At 62.3% G+C, this 24,031-nt stretch carries 24 protein-coding genes, 1 tRNA gene and 1 pseudogene; 18 read left to right on the top strand and 8 right to left on the bottom strand.

Features of this window, described 5'->3' with window-relative positions; all coding sequences use genetic code 11:
• Nucleotides 1–26 precede the first annotated feature (26 nt).
• Nucleotides 27–1,754 (bottom strand): type IV-A pilus assembly ATPase PilB, encoded by a 1,728-nt coding sequence (pilB, locus tag PSUB009319_RS19560; RefSeq protein WP_124383861.1) that lies wholly within the window; start codon nt 1,752–1,754, stop codon nt 27–29.
• A 259-nt stretch (nt 1,755–2,013) separates the two neighbouring features.
• The gene (locus tag PSUB009319_RS19565) at nt 2,014–3,288 is read right to left on the bottom strand and encodes an HlyC/CorC family transporter (RefSeq protein WP_124383862.1); all 1,275 of its coding nucleotides are present in this window, start codon (nt 3,286–3,288) and stop codon (nt 2,014–2,016) included.
• A gap of 173 nt (nt 3,289–3,461) precedes the next feature.
• On the opposite strand from PSUB009319_RS19565, the gene PSUB009319_RS19570 reads away from it, so the two are divergent.
• From PSUB009319_RS19570 to PSUB009319_RS19595, 6 genes are read left to right on the top strand one after another with little or no spacing between them, the layout of a single operon-like run.
• Complete coding sequence (locus tag PSUB009319_RS19570; protein WP_124383863.1) at nt 3,462–4,211, top strand: IclR family transcriptional regulator; 750 nt, start codon at nt 3,462–3,464, stop codon at nt 4,209–4,211.
• Between the two features lie 49 nt (nt 4,212–4,260).
• Nucleotides 4,261–5,313, top strand: a complete 1,053-nt coding sequence (locus PSUB009319_RS19575; protein WP_124383864.1) for a cyclase family protein — start codon at nt 4,261–4,263, stop codon at nt 5,311–5,313.
• Between the two features lie 35 nt (nt 5,314–5,348).
• A complete protein-coding gene (locus tag PSUB009319_RS19580; protein ID WP_124383865.1) occupies nt 5,349–6,050 on the top strand; it encodes an SDR family oxidoreductase in 702 nt (233 codons plus the stop codon).
• A 40-nt stretch (nt 6,051–6,090) separates the two neighbouring features.
• Entirely contained in the window at nt 6,091–7,416 is a 1,326-nt protein-coding gene (locus tag PSUB009319_RS19585; RefSeq protein WP_124383866.1) for a short-chain fatty acid transporter, read from the top strand.
• Between the two features lie 21 nt (nt 7,417–7,437).
• On the top strand, nt 7,438–7,722 hold the full coding sequence (gene catC / locus PSUB009319_RS19590; RefSeq protein ID WP_124383867.1) for a muconolactone Delta-isomerase: 285 nt from the start codon (nt 7,438–7,440) through the stop codon (nt 7,720–7,722).
• A gap of 10 nt (nt 7,723–7,732) precedes the next feature.
• Complete coding sequence (locus PSUB009319_RS19595; protein WP_124383868.1) at nt 7,733–8,029, top strand: YciI family protein; 297 nt, start codon at nt 7,733–7,735, stop codon at nt 8,027–8,029.
• A 397-nt stretch (nt 8,030–8,426) separates the two neighbouring features.
• Here the strand turns inward: PSUB009319_RS19595 and PSUB009319_RS19600 are convergent, their stop codons facing one another.
• Nucleotides 8,427–9,182 (bottom strand): complement resistance protein TraT, encoded by a 756-nt coding sequence (locus PSUB009319_RS19600; protein ID WP_124383869.1) that lies wholly within the window; start codon nt 9,180–9,182, stop codon nt 8,427–8,429.
• An 845-nt stretch (nt 9,183–10,027) separates the two neighbouring features.
• On the opposite strand from PSUB009319_RS19600, the pseudogene istA reads away from it, so the two are divergent.
• The 4 genes and pseudogenes from istA (at nt 10,028) to PSUB009319_RS19625 (ending at nt 13,167) form a co-directional block, all read left to right on the top strand.
• Nucleotides 10,028–11,044: pseudogene (istA, locus tag PSUB009319_RS19610) on the top strand (IS21 family transposase).
• Nucleotides 11,041–11,829: an IS21-like element ISRso19 family helper ATPase IstB gene (gene istB, locus PSUB009319_RS19615; protein WP_119889913.1), complete on the top strand. Its 789-nt coding sequence runs from the start codon at nt 11,041–11,043 to the stop codon at nt 11,827–11,829. The pseudogene istA and the gene istB overlap by 4 nt, the downstream one beginning before the upstream one ends.
• Nucleotides 11,830–11,927: 98 nt before the next feature.
• Entirely contained in the window at nt 11,928–12,563 is a 636-nt protein-coding gene (locus tag PSUB009319_RS19620) for a hypothetical protein (protein WP_185453507.1), read from the top strand.
• Between the two features lies 1 nt (nt 12,564).
• The gene (locus PSUB009319_RS19625; protein ID WP_124383871.1) at nt 12,565–13,167 is read left to right on the top strand and encodes a hypothetical protein; all 603 of its coding nucleotides are present in this window, start codon (nt 12,565–12,567) and stop codon (nt 13,165–13,167) included.
• A gap of 165 nt (nt 13,168–13,332) precedes the next feature.
• On the opposite strand, the gene PSUB009319_RS19630 is transcribed toward PSUB009319_RS19625, so the two are convergent.
• Both PSUB009319_RS19630 and ispB read right to left on the bottom strand, forming a co-directional pair.
• Nucleotides 13,333–13,409 (bottom strand) — tRNA-Pro (locus tag PSUB009319_RS19630).
• Between the two features lie 16 nt (nt 13,410–13,425).
• A complete protein-coding gene (ispB, locus tag PSUB009319_RS19635) occupies nt 13,426–14,355 on the bottom strand; it encodes an octaprenyl diphosphate synthase (RefSeq protein ID WP_124383893.1) in 930 nt (309 codons plus the stop codon).
• Nucleotides 14,356–14,687: 332 nt separating this feature from the next.
• Between ispB and rplU the strand changes: the two genes are divergently transcribed.
• The 4 genes from rplU to proB all read left to right on the top strand — a co-directional run bounded on the left by rplU (nt 14,688) and on the right by proB (nt 17,736).
• A complete protein-coding gene (rplU, locus tag PSUB009319_RS19640) occupies nt 14,688–14,999 on the top strand; it encodes a 50S ribosomal protein L21 (RefSeq protein ID WP_011002728.1) in 312 nt (103 codons plus the stop codon).
• 37 nt (nt 15,000–15,036) lie between these two features.
• On the top strand, nt 15,037–15,297 hold the full coding sequence (gene rpmA, locus PSUB009319_RS19645; protein WP_004633021.1) for a 50S ribosomal protein L27: 261 nt from the start codon (nt 15,037–15,039) through the stop codon (nt 15,295–15,297).
• A 179-nt stretch (nt 15,298–15,476) separates the two neighbouring features.
• Nucleotides 15,477–16,577: a GTPase ObgE gene (gene obgE, locus PSUB009319_RS19650; protein WP_124383872.1), complete on the top strand. Its 1,101-nt coding sequence runs from the start codon at nt 15,477–15,479 to the stop codon at nt 16,575–16,577.
• Between the two features lie 34 nt (nt 16,578–16,611).
• On the top strand, nt 16,612–17,736 hold the full coding sequence (gene proB, locus PSUB009319_RS19655; RefSeq protein ID WP_185453508.1) for a glutamate 5-kinase: 1,125 nt from the start codon (nt 16,612–16,614) through the stop codon (nt 17,734–17,736).
• Between the two features lie 77 nt (nt 17,737–17,813).
• Here the strand turns inward: proB and PSUB009319_RS19660 are convergent, their stop codons facing one another.
• Nucleotides 17,814–18,443, bottom strand: coding sequence for a CNP1-like family protein (locus PSUB009319_RS19660; protein WP_124383873.1), 630 nt, complete (start codon nt 18,441–18,443; stop codon nt 17,814–17,816).
• Between the two features lie 5 nt (nt 18,444–18,448).
• The gene (locus PSUB009319_RS19665; protein ID WP_124383874.1) at nt 18,449–19,156 is read right to left on the bottom strand and encodes an RNA pyrophosphohydrolase; all 708 of its coding nucleotides are present in this window, start codon (nt 19,154–19,156) and stop codon (nt 18,449–18,451) included.
• A gap of 220 nt (nt 19,157–19,376) precedes the next feature.
• On the opposite strand from PSUB009319_RS19665, the gene PSUB009319_RS19670 reads away from it, so the two are divergent.
• The 4 genes from PSUB009319_RS19670 (at nt 19,377) to PSUB009319_RS19685 (ending at nt 23,417) form a co-directional block, all read left to right on the top strand.
• Entirely contained in the window at nt 19,377–21,101 is a 1,725-nt protein-coding gene (locus PSUB009319_RS19670; protein WP_124383875.1) for a proline--tRNA ligase, read from the top strand.
• A 14-nt stretch (nt 21,102–21,115) separates the two neighbouring features.
• Nucleotides 21,116–21,874: a lytic transglycosylase domain-containing protein gene (locus PSUB009319_RS19675; protein WP_124383876.1), complete on the top strand. Its 759-nt coding sequence runs from the start codon at nt 21,116–21,118 to the stop codon at nt 21,872–21,874.
• Between the two features lie 69 nt (nt 21,875–21,943).
• On the top strand, nt 21,944–22,810 hold the full coding sequence (locus PSUB009319_RS19680) for a 2OG-Fe(II) oxygenase (RefSeq protein WP_124383877.1): 867 nt from the start codon (nt 21,944–21,946) through the stop codon (nt 22,808–22,810).
• Nucleotides 22,811–22,823: 13 nt separating this feature from the next.
• A complete protein-coding gene (locus PSUB009319_RS19685; RefSeq protein WP_124383895.1) occupies nt 22,824–23,417 on the top strand; it encodes a MarC family protein in 594 nt (197 codons plus the stop codon).
• Nucleotides 23,418–23,482: 65 nt separating this feature from the next.
• On the opposite strand, the gene PSUB009319_RS19690 is transcribed toward PSUB009319_RS19685, so the two are convergent.
• On the bottom strand, nt 23,483–24,031 hold the full coding sequence (locus PSUB009319_RS19690) for a hypoxanthine-guanine phosphoribosyltransferase (protein ID WP_124383878.1): 549 nt from the start codon (nt 24,029–24,031) through the stop codon (nt 23,483–23,485).

Here is a 24,031-nt window from a genome sequence, read left to right on the forward strand (position 1 = left end):
GGTATGGGAACGATTGATCGAGAAGGTTATTGGTTCGTTGTGGCCAGAACTTCCTCAAGGGAAGTCAGCCCCTGCTTCACTTTCCGCAAGCCCGACTCGCGCAGTGACAACACGCCGTCTTTGCGCGCTTGCTCGGCAATCTGCAGCGCCGTGCCGTGCGTGAGGATGATTTCCTGGATCGCCTCAGTGATTGGCATGACCTGGTAAATACCAGCCCGGCCCTTGTAGCCGCTGCCGTTGCAGGTCTCGCAGCCGACCGGGTGATACGGCTGCCACGAGCCGTCGAGATCGGCCTCGGTGAAGCCTGCGTCAAGCAGGGTTTCCTTGGGCAGCGGGCCCGGCTTCTTGCATTCCTTGCACAACCGGCGCGCCAGACGCTGCGCCGTAATCATCAGCACCGACGACGCGATGTTGAACGGCGCCACGCCCATGTTCATCAGGCGTGTCAACGTGGTCGGCGCATCGTTGGTGTGCAGCGTGGAGAACACCAGGTGGCCGGTCTGCGCGGCCTTGATGGAAATGTCCGCCGTTTCCAGATCCCGGATTTCACCCACCATGATGATGTCCGGATCCTGCCGCAGGAATGACTTGAGCGCCGCGGCGAAAGTCAGCCCTGCCTTGTCGTTCACGTTGACCTGGTTGATGCCGGGCAACTGGATTTCCGCCGGGTCTTCGGCCGTGGAAATATTGATATCGCCCTGGTTCAGCTTGTTCAGGAAGGTGTACAGCGACACCGTTTTGCCCGAACCGGTCGGGCCGGTCACCAGCACCATGCCGTATGGCCGTTTGATCACGTCGAGCAGCAACTGCTTTTGCTCGGGCTCGTAGCCGAGCTGATCGATGTCGAGCCGCTCGGTGGACGACTCCAGAATCCGGATCACGATCTTCTCGCCGAACAGCGTCGGCAGCGTCGACACCCGGAAGTCGATGGCGCGCTCGATCGTCTCTTTGTTGTCTTTGTCTTTCCGGTCTTTCGGGACGGTGATGAGCAGCTTCATGCGGCCGTCCTGCGGCACGCGCTTTTCCGAGATGTCCAGGCGCGAGAGCACCTTGATGCGGGTGGCGATCTTGTCGCGGATATCCAGCGGTGGTTGCGCGACCTGCGCCAGGATGCCGTCGATGCGAAAGCGCACGCGGTAAAACGTTTCAAATGGCTCGAAATGCAAGTCCGACGCGCCGCGCAGCAGGGCTTCGGTAAAGAGCTTCTGCAGGAAGCGCACCACGGGGGCATCGTCGATGCCGTCGGCGGTGGTACGGCGCGCGGCGGCGGCGGCGCCTGCGTCGTACTCGATTTGCGCCGCCTCCTGCTTGGGGAAGAGCGACTTGATCTCGGCCGGCGCCTCGTTGGCGAGGCTCAGTTGGCGTACCAGCTTGTCGTGCTCGACGATGACCGTTTCGATCGCCACGTTCATTTTCTGACGCAGCTCGTCGATCGGCTTCGGGTCGCTCGGGTCGGACGTGGCGAGGATCAAGCGGTTGTCGCGGCGGCCCAGTGGCAGCAGGCGTAACTGGGCGAAATGCTTGTTGGCCGACAGCACGGCCGGCACGGTGTCGAGCTTGTACTGGGCCAGGTCCAGCAGCGGCATCTGGTATTTGCCGGCCACGAACACGGCCAGATCGTGCGCACTCATGATCCCGCTGCCCACCAATTCGTCGATCAGCTGCGTGCGTTTTTCACGCGCGCTCTGTTCGAGCTGGGTGAGTAACGTCGGCGCGATCCGCCGGCTCTGCGCTAGAGCGAGTCCGAGTGTCATGTGTCCGTCTGACTGACCATTTCAGCGCGCGCCTGGCCCCACCGCCTCCAGCGTGCGCCCGCCCCCCGAGGCGAGTTGTTTTATGTTTTGCAGCCGGTACCCCACCCATTCGTGGGGGGTGGTGCCCGGAACCGGGGCAGTTTGCCGACCGTCCCTGCATTTGTAAAGCGCACATCGGAATCCAGCAACGCGCAGCTTGCATTTGTGCCACATCGGCAGAAAACCGCCTCAACTGAAGCCCTCGACCTTGAGTGTGGCCTCAACTGCGCTTGGCCTGTCTCGGCTGATGCAGCCGCACCGTACGGATCGATTGGCTGTCCATCTGCACAATATCGAGCACGCATCCTGCAATCTTCACGCTGACCGTCGCTTCGGGAATCTCTTCCAACACTTCCAGTACGAGCCCGTTGAGCGTTTTCGGGCCGTCGGTTGGCAGACTCAGGCCCAGGCGCCGGTTCAGATCGCGCAGCGACATCCCCGCATCCGCAAGATAAGTGCCTTCCTTGTTCCAGGCCTGCTTGCCGGCATGGGGCAGCGTGGTGGTGAATTCGCCGATCATCTCTTCGATGATGTCTTCGAGCGTCACCAGCCCCAGCATGTCGCCGTATTCATTGACGATCAGGCCGATGCGGCGGCGGTTCTCCTGGAAATACTGTAGTTGGCGGAAGACGGGGGTGCCGCTCGGCACGAAATACGGTTCGGCCAGCAGGTTGCGGAAATCGTCGTGCGTGAGTTCGGTGTGCCCCAGCAGCGACAACGCTTTGCGCACGTGCAAAATGCCGATCACCTGGTCGCTGTCCAGCTCGAATACAGGCAGCTTGTTGTGATAGCAGGTCTCCAACTGCTGGATGACCTCTTCGATCGGACGCGACAGATCGAGCGATTCCACCCGCGCGCGCGGCGTCATCACATCGTCCACGGTGATGGCGTCGAGGTCGAACAGATTGAGCAGGATGCTGCGGTGTTTATGCGGGATGAAGTTGCCGGACTCCAGCACCAGCGTGCGCAGCTCCTCGGTGGACATCCGTTGCTCAGGCGCCTTGCGCGTGTTGATGCGCACCAGCCGCAGCACGCCCATGGCAAAGGCGTTGACCACCGCCACCAGCGGCGTCGAGATCTTCAACAACGGCCCGATGATGAAGCTGGCCGGAAACGCCACGCGTTCAGGGTAAGTCGCACCCACGATCTTCGGGGCGATCTCGGCAAACACGATGATGAGAAACGCGACAATGGCCGTGGCAATGGACAGCGTGGTGCCGTTGTTGCCGAAGTAGTGGATCGCCAGGGTAGTGATCAGCACCGGCACGGCGGTGTTGATCAGGTTGTTGCCGATCAGGATAAGCGAGAGCAGTTTGTCGGTCTGGCCGAGCAGTTGCTGCGTATTGCGCGCGCCCGAGACGTTGGACTTGGCAAGATGGCGCAGGCGATGGCGGTTGAGCGCCATCATCGCGGTTTCAGAAATCGAGAAGAAGGCGGAGCAGCACAGCAGCAGCGCAACGGCGCCGATTTGTGCCCAGAGCGGCCAAGAGTCCAAGGCGGGAGAGGAAGGGCGGCGAAGTGCCCACTATAACAGAGGGGTTTGTTGCTTCTGCGCCGGCGCGGGCGCCGATGGTGCCCGAGGTGGTGTCGCTTTTCGCGCCTCAGTGAGCCTCCGGATTTACCCTAGACCCCTTGTCACCCATTTATCGGCATGCCGATAATGTTCTCATGGATGTGAAAACTGCTACCCGCGTGTTCGACGTGATCAACCTGTTTGCGGAAGTCCGCCAACCGATGATCTACAGCGAGATCGCGCGCCGAACCGAGATCCCCCTCTCAAGCTGCCATGCGTTGCTGCGCACGATGGTCGCCAAGGGTTATCTGTACGCACCGGGCGTCAAGGCGGGGTACTACCCCACGCAGCGGCTGCTCCACGTGGCGCGCGACATCTGCAGCGCAGATCCGCTGACGCTGGCTTTCCAGCCGCTGCTCGGCGCGCTGCGCGACGCCACCGGTGAGACCGCCGCGCTGGCATCCCTGGCCGGTAATCGCGTCGTCTATCTGGACGTCGTGGAGTCGCGCCAGAAGATCCGCTACAGCGACGAGCCGGGCGGCTTCATGTATGTGCATGCCAGCGCGGCCGGCAAGGCGCTGCTGGGCACGCTCGGGGCCGATGCCCGCCGCAAGCTGCTCGACAGTTGCGAACCCCTGCCACCCGCCACCGATGGCTCCACCATCGAGCGGGCCATGCTGGAGAAGGAGGTGGAGCAGGGGCTGGAGCGCGGCTGGCACCGCTCCACGGGTGAGAACGTGGAGGACGTAGCCGGCCTCGCGCGTGGCTTCCTGATCCACGGAGAGCCGTTCGCGCTCGTCATCGGTGGGCCGAAGGCGCGCCTGCTCCGTCATGAAGAGAGCGCCGTCAAGGCACTGCTCGACGCCTACGGACAGATTCCACCGTCGCTGCTCGCGGGCGGCTGAACAGACGGCTGCCACAGGGGCATTGCGCCTCTCGACTTGGAGAAAGTGGATGCGTTGGAAGCAACGGCCGGAAGGCTCCAACTGGGGTGATTTTGGCGAAGATGATCAGCTTGGCCGGCTCAACCTGATCGGCCCGCAGCAGGTGTTGGCTGGCGCGCGTGAGATCCGTGAGGGACTGAGCTTCGCGCTGTCGCTGCCGCTCGATTACCCCGGCGAGAACAAGCTCAATGTGCGTCGCCATCCTCCAGTCCTGCGCCCGACCGTGCGCGACGGCTTGCCTTACGTGAACTTTCCATTCGGCCGACTCGCGCAGGGCGCAACGGACGTGGTCAGTGACGATCAGGTGCTGCTGTCACTGCAATACTCAACGCAGTGGGATGCGCTCGCACACGTGGGCGCGCGCTTCGATGCCAACGCAGACGGCATACCAGAAAGCGTCTATTACAACGGCTACCGTGCGCATGCTGACATTCTCGGCCCGATGGAATATGCCGAGGACGCCCAGTTCACGCCCCATCCGTGCGGCTGCGAGAACAGCCGCGCGCAAGCACTGGGCATCGAGAATCTGGCAGTCAAGGGAGTGCAGGGGCGCGGCGTGCTGATCGATCTGGTGGCACACCATGGGCGCGAGTACCGCACTATCGGTTACGACGATCTGATGCGCGTGATTGAGGCCGACTGTGTCGAGATTGAGAACGGAGACATCCTGCTTTTGCGCACGGGGTTTGCTGAATTGGTGCTGGAGATGAACCGCCAGCCCGACGAAGCAGTGCTCAACAGCCAATGCAGCGCGCTCGACGGCCGCGACGAACGCCTGCTGCAATGGTTGACCGATTCGGGCATCGCTGCGCTTGCGGCCGACAACTACGCGGTGGAGCGCTACCCGGCGCGCAAACCGGATACGCCGGGCCCGCACCCGTTGCTGCCGCTGCACCACCACTGCCTGTTCAAGCTGGGCCTGCCGTTGGGCGAGCTGTGGTACTTGCGCGAACTGGCCGAATGGCTGCGCGCACACGGCCGCTCGCGCTTCATGCTCACCGCTCCACCGCTGCGCTTGCCCGGCGCGATGGGTTCTCCGGTCACGCCCGTGGCCACCGTTTGATACCCGCTGATGTCTTTCCATTTGCTCCCGTAGTGATGCCCAAAGAACGTGTTTTGATTACCGGCGGCGCCGCCGGCATTGGGGCCGCTTGCGCGCGCCGCTGTCTCGACGAAGGCTACGAGGTGGTCGTGATCGACCGGACAGGCGACGGTCTGATCGCTGATCTGAGCGACGTGCGGCAGACCGCGCTCGCCCTGTCGCAGGCGCTGGAAGGCGGGCCTATCACACGGCTGGTGAATAACGTTGGCGTGGTGATGCCAGCCGACGCCGAGCACCAGACGCTGGAAGAGCTCGAGCGTGCCTGGGCGCTGAACGTGCGCTGTGCGCAGCAGTGCATGCAGGCGCTGCTGCCCGGCATGCGCGCAGCGGGTTTCGGACGCATCGTGAACATGTCATCGCGCGCGGCACTGGGCAAGGAACTGCGCACCGCTTATGCGGCTACCAAGGCCGCGCTGCTGGGCATGACGCGGGTGTGGGCACTCGAGCTGGGGCGTCTGGGTATTACCGCCAACGCTATCGGCCCGGGACCGATTCGTACCGAACTGTTCGACCGAGCCAACCCGCCGGATGCTCCGCGCACTCAGGCCATCGTCGACGCTATACCGGTCAAGCGCATCGGGATGCCAGACGATGTGGCACACGCTGCGGCCTACTTGCTTGATGCGCGCAGTGGCTTCGTGACAGGCCAGGTCTTGTACGTCTGCGGCGGCATGACCGTGGGTGTTGCAGGCGTCTGACATTGCGCACCCCATAACAACAACGACTGGAGGAAACGTTATGCAGAAACTCACTGCATTCTTCACTGAACTGATGCGCAAGTATTTGCCGGATCCGTTCGTTTTTGCACTCGGCCTGACGCTGCTGACCATGGTGCTGGCGGTGCTGGTTCAGGGCCAGGCCGTCACTGCGCTGGTATTGGGCTGGGGTAAGGGATTTTGGTCGCTGTTGGCATTCACCACGCAGATGGCCGTGATCCTGGCCATGGGTTACGTGCTGGCCACCGCCCCGCTCACCGAACGCCTGCTCGACCGCGTCGTGGCGCGTGTCGACAACCCGCGCGCCGCGGTGATTGTCGCCACCCTCGTCGGCGGTATCGGCAGTTACCTGAACTGGGGGTTCGGCTTGGTGATCGGCGGCATCGTCGCGCGCAAGCTCGCACTGCGCGTGCGGGGCGTGCACTATCCGCTGATCATCGCGTCGGCCTATAGCGGGTTCACGCTGTATGGGCTCGGGTTGTCGGCCAGTATCCCGGTGCTGATCTCCACCAAGGGCCACCCGCTGGAAGCGCAGATGGGCGTAGTTCCGCTGTCGCAGACCATCTTCTCTCCGGTGATGTTGGTGACCAGCCTGGTGGTGCTGATCACCCTGCCGTTGCTCAATGCATGGCTGCACCCGAAACCCGGCCAGCCCGTCAAGGAAATTGCGCGCGATGCCGAGGGGCAGGCCGCCGCCGCCGTCGCGCTCGACATCGACGAGGGCAACACGCTCGCAAACCGCCTCAACCACAGCCGCGTGCTTAGCGGGCTGATCGGCATCATCGGCATTGCCTATGTCGTGCTGCACTTCCGGGCCGGCGGATCGATGGATCTGAACCTGATCAACTTCATCATCCTGTTCCTTGGGATCCTGTTGCTTGGTACGCCGATCCGCTACGTGGAAAAACTGAACGAGGGCATTCGCACGATTGGCGGCATCATCCTGCAGTACCCCTTCTACGCGGGCATCATGGCCGTAATGGCTTCGTCAGGCCTGGTGGAAACCTTTTCGCACGGATTCGTGAAGATCGCCAGCGCCGAATCGCTGCCTTTCTGGGGGCTCGTCAGTTCGTTTGTCATCAACTTCTTCGCGCCCTCGGCCGGCGGGCACTGGGTTATCCAGGGCCCCTTCATGGTCGATGCAGCAAAGGCTATCGGAGCATCAGTCCCGCACACCGCCATGGCAGTGATGCTCGGCAATGCCTGGAATGACCTCGTGCAACCCTTCTGGCTGCTGCCCGCCTTGGCGCTATCCAAGCTCAAGCTCAAGGACATCATGGGCTACACGGTCATCATGATGTTCTGGATCGGCATCGTGTACACGGTCGCCGTGCTGGTATGGAACTGATCTGAAGATGGAGACCCGCTGATGCTTTATCTCGTCCACATGCAGGTGAATATTCCGACTGACGTGGCCCCCGAACGAGCAGAGGCCCTCAAAGCCCAGGAGAAAGCGTTCTCGCAGCAACTGCAGCGAGAGGGCCAGTGGCGGCATCTCTGGCGCGTTGCTGGGGAGTACGCCAACTACAGTGTGTTCGATGTGGAGTCGAACGACGCATTGCATGCGCTACTGAGTGCCTTGCCGCTGTTTCCGTTTATGGCGATCCGCGTAACTCCGCTGGCCCAGCATCCTTCCGCGCTGGTAGCCAACTAGGCGAGGCAACATGGCGTTCTTCATCGAGACATTTGATAAGCCCGGTACTGCAGAGCTCCGGCTGGCCGTGCGCGACAGGCATCTGGCTTTCTTGGAGCAGCACCGAAAGGTGTTACTTGCCTGTGGTGCCAAGCTCAACGACGACGGCAGCAACGCTGGCGGCGGCGTCTACATTGTGGACGTCGCCACGCGCGCCGAGGCGGAGCAGTTCATTGCCCAGGATCCATACACCCTGGCTGAGCTGTTTGAGCGCGTGAATATCACGCGCTGGCGCAAGGCCTATATCGACGGGGTGTGCCACTTGTAGGGCGGGCGGGTACGGCGGATACCGACTGGTGCTGTGGCGCGAAGGTGCGGCAAACGGATCGGTTTGCCGCACTTTGAGACCGCACGTTGGTTGAGTGTGCTGCTGGCAATAAGACTATCGCGCGGGCTGGCAGTGCTTACGGTGTGGCAGACATCGTTTTGGGGGCGGCGGCGTTTGCTGTCCCGGCTCCTGGGCAACGGTTCCCCTCGGCGCGATAGCAGCGACCTGCTCGTTGCGGGTGAGATGGTTCGCCATCATCACAACTCCCAGAAATAGGGCCATGCCTACTACCCACGCTGATACTTTGCACGTCGCACCCACGAGTTACACCCCTTGCCGACACGATGGTCTACAAGGGGTGAGGGGTGCACATCGCAGATAGTGAATAAGGCGTCAGTCAGAACACACCGGAGATAACGCGAACCAGCCCGCTACGCAGCGGCGGTGCGGCCTCGGTAAACTCGAGATTGACCTTGTTGGCCACGCTCATGACGCGGGTCTGATAAGTACGAAAATTCGTCTCTTCCTTGTAGGTTACGGTTGTACCGCCGCTTCTCCCCTGACGGATTTGGTGTTGGCTGCTCTCGTGGCTGCTGACGCCAGCGTGTTGCCGTTCCTTGATTTGAACGTCGGTCACTGCGGTGAAGTACACGTCTTTAACGGCCGCACTTGCGATTGTGTCAGCGAGACCCGCAAGAATACCGGCGCCAAGCACGCCTCGGCCGTTGCCGCCGACGGCAGCGACCGCCCCTGCGCTCATCAAGCCGGTGGAGAGGGCCGAGCCATAGCTGCCGAACGCGCCCTGGGCTGCCGAGGGTGCGACGCGCCCAACCTGCAGGACGTTGGCTTGCAGGATGAACTGGGCAGTGTCTGGATCGTTTACGACCCGGTAGCCTTTCGCTGTGATCGCGCTGGTGACGTCGCCCGCGATATCAAAATCGGGTCGATCGGACGTATTGCGGACTTGGACAAAAACCGTGCGTTTGGCCTCAGCAGTCGGATCCAGGAAGATTGTGTCCGACATCTTCGTCTGAACGTCTAAATCGTGCTTGGCAATCGCCACTTGTGTGGCAGCACATCCAGCAAGCAGAGATGTCGCGCCGACGCTTGCCAAAAGCGCGACGGTAACGGCGATACGAGCAGGGTTCTTCATCTTATTGTGTCGTTTTGGTGGGTTAAGAGTTTCTTGCTGGCAATGCTTTGCTTGGATGGCATCTGTACCGCTGTCGATCTGCTGGCCGATGGTTTCAATGGCGAGCGGTCTTCGCGCTCATCGCCAGAGGGTGTAGCGGTGCTCGGCGCTGCGCGATCTTCAATTCCGTCTTGATGCCTGTGTGCTGCATGGTATTGCGATCGATCGCCATTAAAAATCAGCGTTCGATAAAAGCGAATGGCGAGATATTGAATCTAATCCCGAACGAGGCGTTATATGGGCCCCGTCAGATTATTTCGTCGTGCGTCCGCAATCAGATTCTATTGACTGAGGAGGCAAGCGTAGACCCAACGTGAGTGGGGTCTAGAGCCGCGATCGTCTGCCGTTAATCGCGGCTCCAATGTCCGGGTAGCCTGTTTTGTAGAACTGTTAGAACCACTTCGGTCGACTCTGGCGCAGTTCCGTGTTGCAAGGGCTTCCTTTTGATCGATTTTATGAATCGATAATGAATTTGTTGGCGTGTGACCTATCGAGTGCGATCGATGATGGAAACCCCGCTTCAGCAGGGATTAGGTAACTGCATAAATTTCCGTAACCTATCGGGGATGGGCTTCGCTTAAGGTGGTGTCTACGAATATCCCGCTTGCCAGAATTGTCTATTAAAAGAATCGCGAGAATTTATCTGCGACAAGTTACTCGATAGAGGAAAGGATGAACAAGATTGCCATTGTGGTGCTGGCGGTATCGAGCGCATTTGCTGGTTGTTGTTAGCGCCGATGTAAAACTGACCCACCCGCCGAAGTAAACCTGACCCACCTGGGAGAGGATGGCGGCTTTTGCCGCCGATGCTGACTCAGGAGCAAGCAGTGGAAATCAAGGTATTGGCAAGACGGGGTACGGCGGTACGGGAGATAGCGCGGCAAACGGGTCTATCGCGCAATACGGTGCGGCGCTATCTGCGCGACGGGCAGGCCGGCCGTTACAAGGAGCGCCAGCCACGCCCAACCAAGCTCGAGCCGTTCAAGGGCTATCTGCTCGAGCGTGTCGCCGCCGCTCGGCCACACTGGATTCCGGCAACGGTGCTGCTGCGGGAACTGCAGGAGGCCGGCTACGAAGGTGGCATCAGCCAGCTCAAGGCATTCCTGGCGCCGCATAAGCGTGTGGCAGCCGAGCCGGTGGTGCGCTTCGAGACCCCTCCTGGCAAGCAGATGCAAGCCGACTTCACCGTCATCCGGCGTGGCCGCGCGCCGCTGCTGGCGCTGGTGGCGACGCTGGGATACAGCCGGGCGAGTTTCGTGCGCTTCACCGCCGGCGAGGACGCCACGACGTTGTGCGAATGCCTGTGCGAAGCGTTCATCTATTTCGGTGGCACGCCCTAGCAGGTGCTGTTCGATAACGCGAAGTCCGTGGTTGTTGAACGTGATGCGTTTGGCGTTGGCGAGCATCGATGGAACATGCAGTTGCTCGCTCTGGCTGAGACCTACGGCTTCACGCCGAAGGTGTGCCAACCCTATCGGGCCAAGACCAAGGGCAAGGTCGAGCGCTTCAACCGCTATCTGAAGGAGAGTTTCGTGGTGCCGCTGGCGGCCACGCTCAAACAGGCGGGGCTGAAGCTGGACGTCGACGCCGCCAATGCACGCATTGGCCGGTGGCTTGCGGAAGTCGCCAACGTGCGCGTGCACGCCACCACGCATGAGCGGCCGGCCGCGAGGCTGCCAGCGGAGCAGGCAGCGCTGCTGCCCTTGCCCGCGCCAACGTCGATGCCCATGCCCGTGGTCTCGAAGCTGCACCGTGTGCTGCCACGCGAGAGCCTGCAGCATCCGCTGGCCGTGTACGACGCGTTGCTGGAGGCTGCCGCATGAATCTGCAGCATGAACGGATTGACGGACTCTGCGCGCAACTGAAGCTCGACCGCATCGCCAGCGATTGGGGAGCACTCGCGCAGCACGCTGCGACGACTGACGCGAGCCTGGCCGACTTCCTGGAGCAACTGCTGCAGGCCGAACTCGGTGCGCGCGAAGAGCGCAAGCGCCAGACGCTCACGAAGCTCGCCTCGCTGCCAAACATCAAGACGCTGGAGCAATACGACTTCGGTTTCGCCAGCGGCGCTCCGCGTGCACAGATACAGGAGCTGGCCAGCCTCGCGTTCATCGAGCGGGCCGAGAACGTCGTGCTGCTTGGACCGTCTGGCGTCGGCAAGACGCACATCGCCAGTGCGCTGGCCTACCGCGCGACGCAGGCTGGCATCAAGACGCGCTTCATCACGGCCGCTGACCTGATGATGCAACTGGCGACGGCGCGCCAACAGAACCGCTTGCGGGAGTTCTTCAACCGCGCAGTCATCGGGCCGAGGTTGCTCGTCATCGACGAAATCGGCTACCTGCCGTTCGGCCGTGAAGAGGCTGACCTGTTCTTCAACGTCGTCGCCAAGCGCTATGAGCGTGGCGCCATCGTGTTGACGAGCAACCTGCCGTTCACGCAGTGGGCCACGGCCTTCGCCGACGACCAAACGCTGACGGCAGCCATGCTCGACAGGCTCTTGCATCACGCACACATCGTGCAAATCAGCGGCGAGAGCTACCGGCTCAAGGACAAGCGCAAGGCAGGGCAAACACCCACGCGGGCAAGCGCGAAAGCAGCCGCGTGACACAGGACCCGGGTGGGTCAGATTTACTTCGGCGATTCGCCGGAAGGCGGGTCAGAATTCAGTCGGCGTTGACAGGTTGTGCCGTGACTCGCGATGGTGTGCGTGTTGGAACGGGAGGGGCGCCCAGCCAGGAGCGGGCTGACCAAGTTCGTACACAACTGGAAAGCAGCGCGAAAACGCATGCGGCTAAAGCGGCTGCGGAGGGCGCGCTTGACGGTGATATCAAGCCTGGGGTCATCATGGTCGGGACCCTCGGGCCGCTGAGAGAGGCAGACGAGGAAACGCTGCGCAAGGGTTACAAAAAGGGCTATCTCAAGGGTGCTGAGATGTGGCATCCAGGAAAGCCACCGGCACTTTCCGAGGATGACTTCGTGGCGCAAGTGCGCGGCTGGACAACTGTAGAGACGTTCTCAATTCCGGGTGTGATGAACTCTCGCCACCCCGCGCTGGTTCCCCGCAGGTTTGATGGCGACTTTGCATCCACCTTTGGGTCATTCATGTTGGGGACGACCGGTGATCTCGTGGTCGCCAAAACGAACGACGACGCTGCTTATCTACTCACGCAGGTTCTGTGCAAGGGCGATGCCCCTGCTTATCGAGACTGCGCCGCCAAATATGAGCGCGGCCGCTTTGATGCCAATACAGGTGACGAGCTCGGTTCGGATATGAAGCCGAAGAATAATGGTGTGGCAATCAATACCGGTGACTACACGCTGCGAGCGAAGGCCCATTGATATGACAAAGTTGATCCACTTGGCTGTGTGTTCAATCGTTCTAGCGTTTCTTTCAGGAGAAAGCTTCGCTTACTCGGCCATTGCAATGGTTGACGGACAAGCGAAAGAGACTTTTCACAGCGCCTACGATTTTGATACACAAAAGGCGGCGGATCATCGCGCGCTGGAGGGGTGCCAAGAATCCGCCCGGCGGAGTGGTTATCCGAACTTGGCGAAGAAATGCGTGGTGGTGACGAGAGGCAAAGGGCCAGGATACGGCGCTGCGACGTGCGGAGATGGTGGTTGTGCCTGGACGACAGGGTATGCAGACCTGCAAGAGGCCGTCGATGCTGCGTACGATCGATGCGCGAGCACCTATAAAAGCTGTCAATCTGAAGGCATTACAAATTGGGAGGATTTTGCGGGATTCCGTAAGAAGAGCCCCGAAAAGGTCGTGGTCAATGAGAGTTGTCGCCCGCACTCTACGCGCGTGGTCTGCCAATCGCGTTGCGCCAATGGCGATTGCATCCTTACCTATCAGAACGGCTGCAAGATACACGTTACCGTGCAGCCGAATTTCAATTCGTTCACTAACCAGTGGGAGTATCCGGCCCCGTCGTGCTGACGATGCTGCACACCGAACTTACACGCGGATAGGCAGTGAGATTGGCATGTGTGAATCGTGCTCGATTAACACAGCGGATTGCCTCGACCTTAAAATGAAATCGCCCGGAACGCCTTGACTGTCTTCCTTTTGGAGGACTGTCGCGGCATTCCGGGCGATGGTATCTGGTCGGGGTGAGAGGATTCGAACCTCCGGCCTCTACGTCCCGAACGTAGCGCTCTACCAGGCTAAGCTACACCCCGAAATCTCATTGTTGCGTCAAGACTGACGTTGCAGCGAGAAAGCACACAAGTCTATCAGCGTCTGGCGGAAAAGGGAAGGGGGTAATGCGTTTGCCGCGGTTTCGGCGGCAGCGGCTTCGCGCTCTGCGGCCTGGCGCGTGTATTCCAGCGCCCCTGATGCCTGAATGGCCGCGAAGATCGCGTCGAAATGTTCGGTGCCGCCTTGCTCGATCGCCTGGCGCACCAGCGCGCGCTGTTCTTCCGTGCCGTTCGACAGCAGATAAATGAGCGGCAGCGTCGGCTTGCCTTCGCGCAGGTCGTCGCCGGCGTTCTTGCCCATCTGGTCGGCCGTGGCGGTGTAGTCAAGCAGGTCGTCGACGATCTGGAATGCGGTGCCGATGCGGCGGCCGTATTCGGCGGCGGCCTCTTCGGTGGCTGCGTCCGCGCCCGAGAGTACGGCGCCGATCTGCGCAGCAGCCTCGAACAGTTTGGCGGTCTTGTAGCGGATCACCTGCAGGTAGCGCTCTTCCGTTACCTCGGGGTCGTGCATGTTCAGCAGTTGCAGAACCTCGCCCTCCGAGATGACGTTCGTGGCGTCGGCCAGGATCTGCATGATGCGCATGCTATCGGCCTGCACCATCATCTGGAAAGCGCGTGAATACAGGAAATCGCCTACCAGCACGCTCGCAGCGTTGCCGAACACGGCATTGGCGGTTTTGCGGCCACGGCGCAGGTCGGATTCATCCACCACGTCGTCGTGCAGCAGCGTGGCGGTGTGGATGAACTCGACCACGGCAGCCAGCTCGTGGTGGTACTCGCCCTTGTAGCCCAGCGCGTTCGCCACAAGCAGCAGGATCACCGGACGCAGGCGCTTACCGCCGGCGCTGATGATGTATTCGCCGATCTGGTTGATCAGTACCACCTCCGAGCCGAGACGGCGTCGGATCACGGCATCGACGGCGCGCATGTCTTCAGCGACGGGGGCGAGCAGGACGGAGGCGGAGGTCTGGGTCAAGGCAGGTTCCAGCGGAATGCGGTGGCGAATGGTTGGCATGCGCGCGATCGATGCGGCGCAAAAACCGCGAGATTATAGAGCAAGCACGGGGTTTGCCCGGGGCGTCGGCCGCAGCGAAGTGGCGTCGCAGGCTGTTGTGCGGGCCCGACGCGCGCATGGGGCATTAGTCTTTGATTTGCTTGGGTTTTTCTTGTATTATTGCGAGTTCTCTGTGTCCGCTGCCTGCGCAGGTAGGTGGCGAGTGGCGCGAGAGTCACGTTTTAGTTCTTTAAAGAGGTCCGACAATGTACGCGGTCGTAAAAACCGGCGGTAAGCAATACAAGGTTGCTGCTGGCGAAAAACTGAAAGTAGAACAGATACCGGCGGACGTTGGCGCAGAAATCACGCTTGACCAGGTGCTCGCAGTGGGCGCCGGCGACCAACTCAAGGTTGGCGCGCCACTGGTGAGCGGGGCTGCCGTCAAAGCCACCGTCATCTCCCACGGTCGTCACGACAAGGTGAAAATCTTCAAGATGCGCCGTCGTAAGCACTACCAAAAGCACCAGGGGCATCGTCAAAATTACACCGAGTTGCGTATCGACTCGATCGTGGCCTAAGGCTGCGTCGTCTACGTAACCGGATAGGAGTTTAGTCATGGCACAGAAAAAAGGCGGCGGTTCCACACGGAACGGCCGCGATTCCGAGTCGAAGCGCCTGGGCGTGAAGGTGTACGGCGGCCAAGCCATCAACGCTGGCGGCATCATCGTTCGCCAACGCGGCACCCGCACGCACGCAGGCGTGAACGTGGGCATGGGCAAGGACCACACCCTCTTCGCGCTGGTCGATGGCCACGTGAAGTTCGCCAACCGCGGCGAAGGCAAGAAGCAGTTCGTCGACGTCGTTCCGGCGGCCTGATTCAGCCTTGTAGTAGAAAGGCCCCGCACCCGTGCGGGGCTTTTTCGTTTCTGGCCGCTAACAAAACGCGATGCCTGATCCTGGGCGCTACGATGTTCCAGGCGCGTTCTGTTAGCGATGGCGCAACTGCGCCAATACTTTTTACCTGCCGTGCGCACGCCGCACGGGCGGAGACCTCCATGAAGTTCATCGACGAAGCCCGGATTGAAGTGATCGCTGGTGACGGCGGCAACGGTAGCGCTTCGATGCGCCGCGAGAAATTCGTCCCGTTCGGCGGCCCGGACGGTGGCGACGGTGGGCGCGGCGGCAGCGTTTGGGCCGTTGCAGACCGCAACGTCAACACCCTGATCGACTACCGCTTCGCCAAGAAGCACCTCGCGCGCAACGGCGAAAACGGCCGCGGTGCCGACTGCTACGGTGCTGCGGGCGACGACATCACTCTGCGCATGCCAGTGGGCACCGCCATCTACGATGCCGACACAGAAGAGTTGATCGCCGATCTGACGCTCGATGGCCAAAGGCTGTGTCTGGCGCAAGGCGGCGAGGGCGGCTGGGGCAACATCCACTTCAAGTCCAGTACCAATCGCGCACCGCGCCAGAAAACCGACGGCAAGGCTGGCGAACGCCGCAACCTGCGCCTCGAGTTGAAAGTGCTGGCCGACGTAGGCCTGCTCGGCATGCCGAACGCCGGCAAGTCGACGCTGATCACTGCGATTTCCAACGCGCGTCCGAAAATTGCCGACTATCCGTTTACGACGCTGCACCCGAATTTGGGCGTGGTGCGCACGGGGCCGTCGAAGTCGTTCGTGGTGGCGGATATTCCGGGCCTGATCGAGGGCGCGGCCGAAGGCGCGGGCCTGGGCCACCAGTTCCTGCGCCACCTGCAGCGCACGCGTGTGCTGCTGCACGTTGTGGACTTGGCCCCGTTTGACGAGAGCGTTGACCCCGTGGCCGAAGCCCGCGCCATTGTCGGTGAACTGAAGAAATATGATGCCGAACTGTTCGACAAGCCGCGCTGGCTGGTGCTGAACAAGCTGGACATGGTGCCCGAGGACGAACGCGAAGCGCGCGTGAAAGATTTCGTGAAGCGCTTCAAGTGGAAAGGCCCGGTGCACCGCATTTCTGCGCTGACACACGACGGCACGCAGGCGCTGGTCCACGCGATCCAGGAATACCTCGACGAGCTGCGTGCCGAAGAGGACGCAGCAGCGGCCGCGCCCGACCTGCGCCTGGATCCGACACTGCACAACGTCGACCACGACGACAGCACCAACGCATAACTCACACAAAACATCCTTCGGAGACACGCCCACCATGGCCCTGCATTCGCTGATTGCCGATGCGCGCCGCCTTGTCGTCAAGGTCGGTTCTAGCCTGGTTACCAACGATGGCCGCGGCCTCGACCAGGCCGCCATTGCACGCTGGGCCGCGCAAATTGCGGCGTTACGAGCGGCGGGCAAGGAGGTCGTGCTTGTCAGCTCCGGCGCCATCGCCGAGGGCATGCAGCGGCTGGGGTGGGCCAAGCGCCCGAAGGAAATTCACGAGTTGCAGGCCGCCGCCGCCGTCGGACAGATGGGGTTGGCGCAGGTGTACGAATCTGAATTTGCGCGGCACAGCATCCGTACGGCGCAGGTGCTGCTGACGCACGGCGATTTGGCCGACCGTGAGCGCTACCTCAATGCGCGCTCCACGCTGCTCACGCTGCTGAGCCTGGGTGTGGTGCCAATCATCAACGAGAACGACACGGTCGTCACCGATGAGATCAAGTTCGGCGACAACGACACGCTGGGCGCGCTCGTCACCAACCTGATCGAAGGCGATGCACTGATCATCCTGACCGATCAGCGCGGTCTGTACACGGCCGACCCGCGCAAGGACCCGAACGCCCGCTTCGTCGACGAAGCTCAGGCAGGCACACCCGACCTGGAACAAATGGCCGGCGGCGCGGGTTCGAGTATCGGCAAGGGCGGCATGCTGACCAAGATTCTGGCGGCCAAGCGTGCGGCCAAATCGGGCGCCCACACCATCATCGCTTCTGGCCGTGAGGGTGACGTACTCGCGCGGCTGGCCAGCGGCGAGGCCATCGGCACGCAACTGCGTGCGCCGACAGGGCGGATGGCGGCGCGCAAGCAGTGGATGATCGATCATCTGCAATTGCGTGGCCGCGTGGTGCTGGATGCGGGTGCGGTGGAGAAGCTCACCGCGGGCGGCAAGTCATTGCTGCCGATTGGCGTAACGGAAGTGCAGGGCGAGTTTGCACGCGGCGAAGTGATTTCCTGCGTGGATGCGGCCGGGCGTGAGGTTGCGCGCGGGCTGACGAATTATTCGTCGGCCGAGGCCCGGTTGATTGCGCGGAAGGCGTCTTCCGAAATCGAAAGCGTGCTGGGCTACGTCAGCGCTGCCGAGTTGGTGCACCGGGATAACCTGGTGCTGCTTTGATTTGCCAGCCGGGCACCTCAAAAGACAAAAGGCCAACCTCCCGCGGAAGTTGGCCTTTTTGGCTTCGTCTGACGTCTTCAGGGCCCGAAATACCGCCCACTTTCCCCCAATCGCCGCACCAGCGTAGAAGCCTTCCCATCTCCTGCCACCGAGCGCACGTCGCAGAAGTAGTTGCGCATCAACGCTGAGGCGTAGTCCGTCGGGCCGCCATTGCCAACCCGCCGCCAATCGGTGGCAGGCTTGTAGGCGTTCATGCTGGCGGATTCAGCATTCGCGGTTTCGTTCATGTCGACCGCGCGGTTACCAATCCACTGGTTGGTGTCGTTGCGCAGCGTCGCATAAATGCGTCGTTCTGCGGTGTCGCAGCGCAGGCCCTCGTAGTTGACGTTGCGCGCGCCGGTCTTGCTGGTGATCAGCACGGTGTAGCGCACCACGTTGTCCTTGCCGATCGACACCGATTTCGGATCGATGGCAAAGCGCAGCGGTGATTCATTGCGCCCGCCCACATCGAATGGCACGGCATCACGATCAACCGGCGGAGCCGGGAAGGTGACGGCGTCTTCCTTGAAGGGCTTGTCGTTGAACGGGTCCATCAACAGCTTGTCTTCGAGGTTGCCGGTGGGGGCGTGGCCACATGCCGTCAACGCCAGCGCAGCCGCCAGCGCGAGCGGCACGAGAGCGCATCGCGCTCCACGTGTCGTCGTCATCAGATTCACGAATTGTCCTTGGGAGACGTGTCGTCAGGGTTGGGAGAAGAGGTGGCTGGCGCAGACACGCTCACCGTTTCGACGATGACCGTCGTGGTCGTAACGGTCAGTGTCTGCTGGGCGTGCTGTTCGGTCAGGCCGCCTTGGCCGCCGGGGCGTTCACGGCCCTCGCGGCCATCGCGTCCATCGCGCTCGCGGTGCTGCCCACCGCGCCCGTAGGGCGAGAGCGGCGCACGAGTCTGCCGCTGCACGAAGCGCGAAAGCTCCGACAGCGCCAGCTGATACACCTCGCGCTTGAACTCGATGACGGCCTCGAGCGGCACCCAGTACTGGCTCCACCGCCACGCATCGAACTCCGGATGCTCGGTGGCGCGCAGCTGGATGTCGCAGTCGCGACCGACCATGCGCAACAGGAACCAGATCTGTTTCTGGCCCCGATAGTGGCCGCGTATTTCGCGGCGGATGAACTTGTCCGGCACCTCATACCGCAGCCAGTCGCGCGTGCGACCGACGATCCGGACGTGTTCTGGCAACAGGCCGACTTCTTCGTGCAGTTCGCGGAACATCGCTTGTTCGGGCGTTTCGCCGTACTTGATGCCGCCTTGTGGAAACTGCCAGGAGTGCTCGCCAATGCGCTTGCCCCAGAACACCTCGTTTCTTGCGTTGATGAGGATGATGCCGACGTTCGGGCGGAAGCCTTCACGATCGAGCATGACTGCACCTCGAATACTTTAGAATTACGCCGATTATAGAGCGGCCCGTCGCTCGGCTGTCACAGAAGCCGAAATGTTGCCGCTCACTCGCGCCTCCTGAGGGAGGGGCGCAGACCGCGTAAATGTGCGTGAAGCGCCTCGTTCCATCTCCTGATTCCGGTGGCTTTTGCCCTTGTTCTCGCGGCTTTGCATGGTCGCGCCATCCCTTATTGTCAGTCGCATGAAAGCGTCCCAATTCTTCATTTCCACGCTCAAGGAAGCGCCCGCCGACGCGGAGATCGTCTCGCACAAGTTGATGATGCGTGCCGGCATGATCAAGAAGCTTGGCGCGGGCCTCTATACGTATATGCCCGTGGGGCTGCGTGTGATCCGCAAGGTCGAGCAGATCGTGCGCGAAGAAATGAACGCCGCCGGCGCGGTGGAAGTGCTGATGCCGGTGGTGCAGCCGGCCGAGTTGTGGCAGGAAACTGGCCGCTGGGACAAGATGGGCGACGAACTGCTGCGCTTCAAGGATCGTCATGAGCGCGACTTTGTCGTCCAGCCGACGTCGGAAGAAGTGGTGACGGACATCGCCCGCACCGAGATCCGCTCGTACAAGCAGTTGCCGATCAACTTCTACCAGATCCAGACCAAGTTCCGCGACGAGCGCCGTCCGCGCTTCGGCATCATGCGCGGCCGCGAGTTCACCATGAAGGACGCGTACTCCTTCGACCGCGACGCCGAAGGCCTGAAGGTCTCGTACCAGAAGATGTACGACGCCTACACGCGCATCTTCCAGCGTTTCGGTCTGCAGTTCCGGGCGGTGGCGGCCGACAACGGCGCTATCGGCGGGTCGGGCTCGCATGAGTTCCATGTGATCGCGGATACGGGCGAAGACGCCATCATCTACTGCCCGGATTCGGACTACGCTGCCAACATCGAGGCCGCTGAGGCCATCGCACCGGCTGCGCCGCGCGGTGCCGCTGCTGAGGCGCTCACCAAGACACATACGCCGGGCCGCGCCAAGTGCGAGGCCGTGGCTGCGCAGTTGGCAATTCCGCTGCAGCGCACGATCAAGTCGATCGTGCTGGCGACGGAAGTCGACGGCGCCGAGCCCCAGATCTGGCTGCTGCTGCTGCGCGGCGATCACGAGCTCAACGAGGTTAAGGCATCGAAGGTGCCGGGCCTGGCCGAGTTCCGTTTTGCCACCGAAGGCGAAATCCTGCGCGCGTTCGGCACGCGCCCCGGCTACCTGGGCCCGATCGGCACGAAGCTGCCGGTCAAGGTGGTGGCGGATCGCACGGTGGCTGCCATGAGCGACTTCGTCGTCGGCGCCAACGAAGAGGATTACCACTACACCGGCGCCAACTGGGGGCGCGATCTGCCCGAGCCCGAGGTCTACGACCTGCGCAACGTGGTGGCGGGCGACGCCTCGCCGGACGGCAAGGGCACGCTGGCGATCTGCCGCGGTATCGAAGTCGGCCACGTCTTCATGCTCGGCACGAAGTATTCGGAAGCGATGAACGCCACGTTCCTCGACGAAAACGGCAAGACCCAGCCGATGGTGATGGGCTGCTATGGCATTGGCATCACGCGGATTCTGGGCGCAGCCATTGAGCAGAACTACGATGCGCGCGGGATCATCTGGCCGGCGTCGATTGCGCCGTTCCAGGTGGTGATCTGCCCGGTGGGTTACGACCGTTCTGATGCTGTGCGCGAGGAAGCCGATCGTCTGCACGCCGAGCTGGTTGCCGCCGGCATCGACGTGATGCTGGACGACCGCGGCGAGCGCCCCGGCGCGATGTTCGCCGACTGGGAACTGATCGGCGTGCCGTTCCGTGTGGTGGTGGGCGACCGCGGCCTGAAGGAAGGCAAGCTGGAATTCCAGGGCCGCCGCGATGAGGCCGCCACCGCCGTGGCGCCGGCCGATGTGCTGGCCACGCTGAAGGCGCGTCTCGCGCAGTAAAGGAGCCGAACCGCATGCGCCGCTTGTTCTCTGCCCGCCTGATGGCCGCTGCGCTGTGCGCAGGGACGTTGCTCGCGGGCATGCAGGCGGCGTGGGCGGGCGCCCAGAAAGAGGAATACCTGGCGGACTCGGTACGCAGCGCGCTGTCTGCCGCCGTGGCCGACAGCCGTCCGCTGCGCCCGGTGTTTGCCAGCAACGACGAGCAACTCGGCTACCTGCGCTGGCTGGCCGAGATGTCGGTGCGCATGTCGGGCAAGATTGCGCAGGCGTCGGTACGCGTGGAGCTGATCGAAACGGCATACTACGAAGCCAAGCGCGCGGGGCTGGACCCGGCGCTGGTGCTGGGCTTGATCCAGGTGGAGTCCGGGTTCCGTAAATACGCCATCAGCAGCGCGGGCGCGATGGGCCTGATGCAGGTGATGCCGTTCTGGACGCGCAGCATTGGCGACAACGACGCCCGCAAGCTCTTCCATTTGCAAAGTAACCTGCGCTACGGCTGCACGATCCTGCGTCATTACCTCGACATGGAAGGCGGCAATCTGTATCTGGCGCTGGGCCGCTACAACGGTAGCCGGGGCCAGCCACAGTATCCGAATGCGGTGTTGGCGGCGTGGAAGCGCTGGCAGTATCAGGAGTCGAGCGCGATGACAGTGTCGGCGCCGGTTCCGGCCGAGCCTGCTGCGGCTGCCTCGCGTGCCCCGCGTGTCAAGGCGTTGCCGGAAGTGCCGGCGCGCAATCCGTTCTCGCCGCTACGCATCGCTGGCGGTTCGTGATCTTCGGTCGGCGGTCGGTCGGCCTACAATAGGGCCATTTCTCGCTCGCCCGTGTCTTCCCGATCCCGCATGTCCACCACCCAACCGTACGCGACCATGTCTGACGCGCTGCGCGACTGGCTGCAGCGTCACGTGAACGAAGGCTTCGAAGCCGAATCGCTGGTGGCTTCGATGGTGCAATCCGGCTATGACCGCCCCTTCGCTCGCCGCGTCGTCGAGGCGGCGCTTGCCGCCCGCGCACCGGCCCCGGCCGTGGCCCAGACGCCCGCGCCCGTTGCCGACGAAGCGGTCGAGAACAGCAACGCGGTGCATACCGCCGATGGCGACATTCCCATCTTGTTTGCGATCGAGACGCCGCGCATCGTACTGTTTCAACACTTCCTGTCAGACGAAGAGTGTGACGAGCTGATTGCGATCGGGCGCAACCGCCTCAAGCGCTCGCCCGTGGTGAACCCCGATACGGGCGAAGAAAACCTGATCTCGGCGCGCACCAGCCAGGGCGGGATGTTCCAGGTGGGTGAGCATCCGCTGATCGCCAAGATCGAGGCGCGCATCGCGCAGGCCGTGGGTGTGCCGGTCGAGCACGGCGAAGGCTTCCAGGTGCTGAACTACCAGCCCGGCGGCGAATACCAGCCGCATTTCGATTTCTTCAACCCGGGGCGCAGCGGCGAGGCACGCCAGCTTGAAGTCGGCGGCCAGCGCGTGGCAACCATGGTCATTTACCTGAACAGCGTGCAGGCCGGTGGCGCGACGGGTTTTCCGAAGCTTGGGCTGGAAGTGGCGCCGGTCAAGGGCAACGCGGTCTTCTTCGTCTACAAGCGGCCCGATGGCTCGCTGGACGAAAACACGCTGCATGCTGGCCTGCCGGTCGAACGTGGCGAGAAGTGGATCGCCACCAAATGGCTGCGTGAACGCCCCTACCGTCGCGGCGCCTGATCGACGCCAGGCGATGGAATACACGTTCCTCTCCGCGACTGTCCTGCTGGTGCTGATCACCGATCCGCTCGGCAACATTCCTATCTTCATCTCGGCGCTGCGGCCGGTGGCGCCAGAGCGCCGCAACCGCGTCGTGCTGCGCGAGGTCGGCATTGCGTTCGTGCTGCTGCTCGTCTTCATGTTTTTCGGCGAGAGCTTCTTGCGCATGATGAGCCTGACCGACATGTCGCTGCAGATTGCGGGCGGTATCGTGCTGTTCCTGATTGCGCTGCGTATGATCTTCCCGCGCGAGGGCGCCACGGATGCGCAGCCGACAGGCGAGCCGTTTATCGTGCCGCTGGCGATTCCCGCCATCGCTGGGCCGTCGGCGATGGCGACTGTGATGCTGCTGGTGTCGCAGGCACCTGGGCGCATGTGGACGTGGGTCGGCTCGTTGTGTGTGACCATGGCAGTGAGCACCGTGGTGCTGCTTGGCGCCACGCGCATTCAGCGTCTGGTGGGCGAGCGCACGGTGATGGCGTTTGAGCGGCTGATGGGGCTGATCCTGGTGGCGATCTCGGTGGAGATGCTGCTCAAGGGGATACGCACCTTCGCACACCAACTCTAAGTGCATCACCCAGACAACAAAAAGGGCGACCGTTGAGTCGCCCATTTTGTTGCGCCTGCGCTGCGTCAGGTGTTCTTCAGCGCGCGGATGGTCGGCAGGTTGCGCCAGTAGCCCTTGGCGTCCATGCCGCAGCCGAAGACGTAGCGGTCCGGCACGTTGAAGCCGCAGAAATCCGGATACAGCGGCTTGGACTTGGCGAGCGTCTTTTCGCACAGCACAGCGGAGTAGAACTCGGCGGCGCCCATGTCGATGATGCGCGAACGGATGGCGGCCATCGTCTCGCCTTCGTCGAGAATGTCGTCGAGCACCAGCACTGTGCGGCCCTTGACGGACTCGCGCGGCGCCACGCGCCACTGCATCTCGCCGCCCACCGTCTTGTTGTTGTAGCGCGAGAGGTGGATGTAGTCGAACTCCAGCGGGAAGGCCAGCTTGGGCAGTAGCATGCCGGTGAAGACGGCCGCACCGCCCATCACGGACAGCACCATCGGGAAGGTGTCGCCGATCTTCTCGGTGATCTGTTCAGCCATGCGGTCCAGCGAGCCGCGCACGGCGTCTTCGCTGACGATTTCTTCGGAGTTGGCCCAGAGTTCGCGGGCCTGTTCTGCGCTCAGCAT

This window comes from Ralstonia sp. SET104, from assembly GCF_003851545.1.
Taxonomy (GTDB): domain Bacteria; phylum Pseudomonadota; class Gammaproteobacteria; order Burkholderiales; family Burkholderiaceae; genus Ralstonia.

Coding starts and splice junctions, on each gene's coding strand:
- PSUB009319_RS19675 (WP_124383876.1), top strand. CDS start 21,116: ATGCGCCGCTTGTTCTCTGCCCGCCTGATGGCCGCTGCGCTGTGCGCA.
- PSUB009319_RS19575 (WP_124383864.1), top strand. CDS start 4,261: ATGCGTTGGAAGCAACGGCCGGAAGGCTCCAACTGGGGTGATTTTGGC.
- PSUB009319_RS19600 (WP_124383869.1), bottom strand. CDS start 9,182: ATGAAGAACCCTGCTCGTATCGCCGTTACCGTCGCGCTTTTGGCAAGC.
- proB (WP_185453508.1), top strand. CDS start 16,612: ATGGCCCTGCATTCGCTGATTGCCGATGCGCGCCGCCTTGTCGTCAAG.
- PSUB009319_RS19685 (WP_124383895.1), top strand. CDS start 22,824: ATGGAATACACGTTCCTCTCCGCGACTGTCCTGCTGGTGCTGATCACC.
- PSUB009319_RS19585 (WP_124383866.1), top strand. CDS start 6,091: ATGCAGAAACTCACTGCATTCTTCACTGAACTGATGCGCAAGTATTTG.
- PSUB009319_RS19595 (WP_124383868.1), top strand. CDS start 7,733: ATGGCGTTCTTCATCGAGACATTTGATAAGCCCGGTACTGCAGAGCTC.
- PSUB009319_RS19625 (WP_124383871.1), top strand. CDS start 12,565: ATGACAAAGTTGATCCACTTGGCTGTGTGTTCAATCGTTCTAGCGTTT.
- rpmA (WP_004633021.1), top strand. CDS start 15,037: ATGGCACAGAAAAAAGGCGGCGGTTCCACACGGAACGGCCGCGATTCC.
- obgE (WP_124383872.1), top strand. CDS start 15,477: ATGAAGTTCATCGACGAAGCCCGGATTGAAGTGATCGCTGGTGACGGC.
- ispB (WP_124383893.1), bottom strand. CDS start 14,355: ATGCGCGCCGTCGATGCCGTGATCCGACGCCGTCTCGGCTCGGAGGTG.
- PSUB009319_RS19570 (WP_124383863.1), top strand. CDS start 3,462: ATGGATGTGAAAACTGCTACCCGCGTGTTCGACGTGATCAACCTGTTT.
- pilB (WP_124383861.1), bottom strand. CDS start 1,754: ATGACACTCGGACTCGCTCTAGCGCAGAGCCGGCGGATCGCGCCGACG.
- PSUB009319_RS19670 (WP_124383875.1), top strand. CDS start 19,377: ATGAAAGCGTCCCAATTCTTCATTTCCACGCTCAAGGAAGCGCCCGCC.
- PSUB009319_RS19665 (WP_124383874.1), bottom strand. CDS start 19,156: ATGCTCGATCGTGAAGGCTTCCGCCCGAACGTCGGCATCATCCTCATC.
- PSUB009319_RS19660 (WP_124383873.1), bottom strand. CDS start 18,443: ATGACGACGACACGTGGAGCGCGATGCGCTCTCGTGCCGCTCGCGCTG.
- rplU (WP_011002728.1), top strand. CDS start 14,688: ATGTACGCGGTCGTAAAAACCGGCGGTAAGCAATACAAGGTTGCTGCT.
- PSUB009319_RS19690 (WP_124383878.1), bottom strand. CDS start 24,031: ATGCTGAGCGCAGAACAGGCCCGCGAACTCTGGGCCAACTCCGAAGAA.
- catC (WP_124383867.1), top strand. CDS start 7,438: ATGCTTTATCTCGTCCACATGCAGGTGAATATTCCGACTGACGTGGCC.
- PSUB009319_RS19580 (WP_124383865.1), top strand. CDS start 5,349: ATGCCCAAAGAACGTGTTTTGATTACCGGCGGCGCCGCCGGCATTGGG.
- istB (WP_119889913.1), top strand. CDS start 11,041: ATGAATCTGCAGCATGAACGGATTGACGGACTCTGCGCGCAACTGAAG.
- PSUB009319_RS19680 (WP_124383877.1), top strand. CDS start 21,944: ATGTCCACCACCCAACCGTACGCGACCATGTCTGACGCGCTGCGCGAC.